The following is a 3,699-nucleotide window of genomic DNA, read 5'->3' on the forward strand; positions in this document are numbered from 1 at the left end:
AGAATTAGTGTCAACCTATGATGCTGTTGTAATTGAGGACTTAGACATGAAAGGAATGTCTCAAGCCCTTCACTTTGGTAAAAGCGTTCACGACAACGGTTGGGGAATGTTCACTACATTCTTATCGTACAAGCTAAAAGAACAAGGAAAACAGCTTGTGAAAATCGATAAATGGTTTCCTTCTACTAAAAAATGCTCTTGTTGTGGTGCAGAAAAACCAATGAAATTATCTGAACGCACTTACCGTTGTTCATGCGGTTATGTGGCAGATCGTGACTACAATTCAGCAATCAATATCAAAAATGAAGGCATTCGCTTATTAGCGTTATCATAAGTAACAAAAACTTGTGGAACACGAGGGTTAGCTCGGTCAATTTTCGTTGGCTAGTAAAAGCAACGACAAGTCGAGAAGCCCCCACTTCAAGTAGACCGGAAGGTTAACTAAGTGGCGGGTAGTTCACGAATTCACTTTGAAATATAAGACGTGGTCGTCTTTCATCGGTTTCCCTTTCGCATTCGTAACAGCCGCTGTAATGACGAGAGAATATTCTCCTGCTGGTAAAGCGGTCGTCGCTTGGACACCGACTGTTCGATCGTCTTGCTTCGTTAAACGAACAGGGTAGCGCACCCCTTCTCGATTCTCGATATACGTATACTTCGCATCCGTCAATGTTGCCATATCCATCGGTTGCGTGAAGCGGACGTTAAATACTTTATTTTCCGGTACTGTCATCGTTATTGCGCTCGAACTCCACGTGCGTGACAACTTTTCTGACGCACTCGGATATAAGATGAGCTCATCGAAGCGGACCGAACCGTTCTTCTTATTCGCTCCGTCTGTTTCGACGACGTAAATCGACTCTAATACGGCAGGTTGCGCAATCGTACTTGGCAATGTCGCCGTCACACGCTTCCAACCGTGCCAATTCAATCCTTTCGGCTCAGTGAAGTCGATTGAATGTGTTTTGCCATTCGCATCTTTCACTTGACCGCGCACCCAATGATTACCGCCGTTTCCGTAAATCGCTACACCGATCGCTTCAAAATTCCCTTGCATCGGATAGCCTGACTGCCAATCGATATACGCAGCAGACGTCGTGTCATTTTTCGTAAACTGATAATCGAGTTGGACAGAGCCTTGGCGATCATACGCATGTTGTTTCGTGTTCGCCGTTAACTTTCCTGTCGCATTCGCCGCTCTAAATACTAAGCCACTCGTCGACTCAAATGAACCGACTAATTGTGGTGTGTTCGTAACCGTTACTTTCAATTTCTTTTGCACTGTACCGAACTTCGCTGTAATTTCTCCGACACCTTCAGTCGCTGCTGCTGTGAAGCGACCGTTTTCCCACGTACCGAGTTCAGCCGGAACATTCATCTCAATGGTCGCATTGTTCACGATGACAGGTTTCCCGCTCGGCATCGTAAAGTCTGCCGTTAACGCTGCTGTTTTGCCTGGTGCTAACGTCAACTCATTTGCTGAAAACTTCAAAGCTGTCGGATTGACGACTTCCACTGGTACTTCTTGACGTACACCGCCATATTCTACAACGACTGAGCCTTTTCCAGCTTTCGTTGCGACGAATTGATTGTCGCGAATTTCTCCGACACCGCCACGCACTTCAATCGGTGTCGCTGTCGCCGCTTGTTGTGGTAAGACGTTCAAATACTCATCCATCATCGCAGAAGCACGATACCCGACAGATGAATCGACCGCCACCGCTCCTTGTTGCGCTTGTTCGAGCTTCGCGTACTTCGGTTCTCCATAAGGAGCAGTACTCACTGCCGCAAGTGCTGCGTGTACACGTCTTTCACTTCCTGGACGACTCGACTTGTCAGGATATTTGTTCCCGACAGGACGGTGTACCATCGTTGTTGAACCGCCACCATCTAAGTTGATCGCTTGCGCTAAACCGAGCTTCGATAAATAGTTCGCAAACTGTGGGAGTGACATCCCTTTTCCACCATTTTGACGACCGACCGTAACGAACATGACGCGCTTACCATCTGCCGTTACACCGACTGCTGAACGGTCTGTCACTTGTTTCGCTCGATCGCTCGTCGTATCGATCGTTAAATGCGGGCGACCGTTTTGAACGAGGAGCGGGCCTGATGCCAACATGAAGTTCGCATCTTGCCAACGTTCATCGACCGTATATGATAACTCCACTTCCTCCCCTTTCTGCATCGCTCGCACGAATTGAGGGATTTCCGTACCGTGAACAGAAATGACGAAACCTCGTCCGTTCGTTGGAATCGCCGCACTCGTCTTTTGACCGTACGGACGAATGCCTGTAATTTGCCCTTTCACACGCTCTCCTAAAACGACATTTTGTTCGACAGAACGTGGTGTTGACACGACGACTTCAATTCCGAATTGGTTCGTACGTGTATGCGTATATGCCCAACTTGACGTATACAATACGCTATTGTTGTCACTGCGTTCTTTATTGTAATTTTTCATCGCATACGATTGACCTTTATAATGAATCGTTGGCGTTAACTCATACGGTGCAATTTGAGCTTCACCATTCGCTTTCACACCGAATGCTGCCGGTGTATGCATGAAGTCATTACGATTCGACGACACTGAACCTAAATGCGCAATTTTACCGTCCTTCACTAATAAATAACCAGGTAATCCATTATTAAAATGGAAAAACGACGCATTCATCGCGCCGACGACGTGATATTGTTCACGCGTTGAACTTTTCGCTAACGAACTGACCGTATGCAATGAATTGATCGGACTCGGCATTAACATGTCGACCGTCGTATACGGCTTATCTAAATTGATCGACATCTCTTCAATGTGACGCCCGTCTACATTTTTCTTTTCATAATACACACCGTTCGACAAATTTTGTGCCCCGACAGGTTGCGCTGCTAAAACGACTGTCCATAAACAAACGACTACGAAAACTTTCCAAATCCGCTTCAATCCGAACCGCTCCTTCATCATGTAATACTTTCAACCTCTGGCGCACCCGTCCAATCTTCGCCTTCCTCAAAATCTTCATCCACTTGTACTAACTTATGCAAAAACAACGCAAATTCCCCACGCTTCAACGTATCTTCCGCTCCGAATCGTGTCGACGTCTTCCCTGCTGCTACGTTCAATTCGTATAGAGCAGACACATCTTTCACAAAACGTGGACTGACATCGGTAAACGGAATCGGTCGATCGATTTCCGCTACATTGAACGTAATGCGCAACAAACGTGTCATTTCTGCACGCGTTATCGCATCGTTCGAACCGAATCGTGTCGACGTCTTCCCTTGTGTCACACCCGCATCGACTAACGCTTTTACCGCCCACGCTCGATCGGCAGGAACATCGGTGAACGGCACAGAAGCTGCCTTACTTTCCGCCCCTAACACTTTCGCTAAAATAACTGCCGCATCTAAACGCTTCATCGGCGCATCGACTCCGAACTGGGTCGCATTAATTCCATTCGTATAACCTTCTGATACCATATAATCAACCGCCTCTTGATAGCGCGCATTCACATCTGTGAACGCTTGTGCCGACAGAGGCGCCATAGTCAAACTCCCAACGACAAGTAACGAACTAAGCCAAACTTTCATGCTGCATTCTCCTTTCGATTCGTATTCTTTCATTATAACGCATTGTCAACAACCCGCCACTTAACGACCTTGCGGTCTGTTTGAAGTGGGGGCTTGCGTCTACCAAATTAC

At 47.0% G+C, this 3,699-nt stretch carries 3 protein-coding genes; 1 reads left to right on the forward strand and 2 read right to left on the reverse strand.

What is annotated here, in order from left to right:
* A partial coding sequence (locus ACFQ0V_RS11800) for an RNA-guided endonuclease InsQ/TnpB family protein (RefSeq protein ID WP_381013808.1) occupies positions 1-334 on the forward strand: 334 nt, incomplete at its 5' end.
* A 123-nt stretch (positions 335-457) separates the two neighbouring features.
* Here ACFQ0V_RS11800 and ACFQ0V_RS11805 read toward each other — a convergent pair.
* Both ACFQ0V_RS11805 and ACFQ0V_RS11810 read right to left on the reverse strand, forming a co-directional pair.
* Positions 458-2,941, reverse strand: a complete 2,484-nt coding sequence (locus ACFQ0V_RS11805; RefSeq protein ID WP_381013809.1) for a phosphodiester glycosidase family protein — start codon at positions 2,939-2,941, stop codon at positions 458-460.
* A gap of 17 nt (positions 2,942-2,958) precedes the next feature.
* On the reverse strand, positions 2,959-3,588 hold the full coding sequence (locus ACFQ0V_RS11810) for an S-layer homology domain-containing protein (RefSeq protein ID WP_381013812.1): 630 nt from the start codon (positions 3,586-3,588) through the stop codon (positions 2,959-2,961).
* Positions 3,589-3,699: the final 111 nt, after the last annotated feature.

The organism is Savagea faecisuis, from assembly GCF_042675605.1.
Taxonomy (GTDB): Bacteria; Bacillota; Bacilli; order Bacillales_A; family Planococcaceae; genus Savagea; species Savagea faecisuis.

Coding starts and splice junctions, on each gene's coding strand:
- ACFQ0V_RS11810 (WP_381013812.1), bottom strand. CDS start 3,588: ATGAAAGTTTGGCTTAGTTCGTTACTTGTCGTTGGGAGTTTGACTATG.